This window comes from Streptomyces sp. SID13726, assembly GCF_010548375.1.
Taxonomy (GTDB): domain Bacteria; phylum Actinomycetota; class Actinomycetes; order Streptomycetales; family Streptomycetaceae; genus Streptomyces.
This window is the reverse complement of record NZ_JAAGLY010000091.1, coordinates 1-768: the sequence shown is the minus strand read 5'-3', so window position 1 is coordinate 768 and position 768 is coordinate 1. Positions and strand designations below refer to the sequence as shown.

The following is a 768-nucleotide window of genomic DNA, read 5'->3' as shown; positions in this document are numbered from 1 at the left end:
GCACCCGTTCCGGGGTGATCTTGGAGCGGCGCGCGGCAGGCGGCGTCGACGTCATGGTGAGCGGCTCTCCTCGGGGGCTCCGCAGGTGATGGTTCCTGAGGAAAGTGTACGGGAACGCGAGCGTATCGGTACACCTGCGTATCGATACGCGAATGTATCGATACACTGGCGTGTCGATGTCCGCGTACAGGCGGCGCGCGAGCACAGAGAAAAGGAAGCGGGGGAAATGAGCTCCCACACCACACCCGCAGGGCCGGCCGGCGGCCCGGCAGCGAGTCCGAGGCGCCGACTCATACGCGAGCTGCTGCTCGTCGCGGGCCTGTTCGCCGTCTACAAGACCGGCCGGATGCTCTCCACGGACCGCACCGAAGAGGCCTTCCGCAACGCCGGCCGGGTCTGGGACGCCGAGCGCACCCTGCACCTGCCGGGCGAGGGCGCGATCCAGCGGCTGCTCCTGAACGGGGACGCCCTCGTGCACACGGCGAACACCTACTACGCGGCCGTGCACTTCCCGGCGACCGTCCTCTTCCTGATCTGGCTGTACGTGCGCAGGCCCGGCCACTACCTGTGGGCCCGGCGCGCGCTCGCCGTCCTGACCGGCGCCGCCCTCGCGCTGCACCTCGCCTTCCCGCTCGCGCCGCCGCGGATGCTCGGCGCCGCGCACCTCGTGGACACCGCACAGGTCTACGGGCCCTCGGTCTATCGTGCCGCGCCCGCCACCGACACCATGGCCAACCAGTTCGCCGCGATGCCCTCGCTGCACTTCGG

General features: G+C 70.4%; 1 protein-coding gene. It reads left to right on the top strand.

Annotated features, from left to right (window positions below):
- Window positions 1-226 precede the first annotated feature (226 nt).
- Window positions 227-768, top strand: a 542-nt coding sequence (locus G3I78_RS46500) for a phosphatase PAP2 family protein (protein WP_164436600.1), incomplete at its 3' end; no start/stop codon positions are given.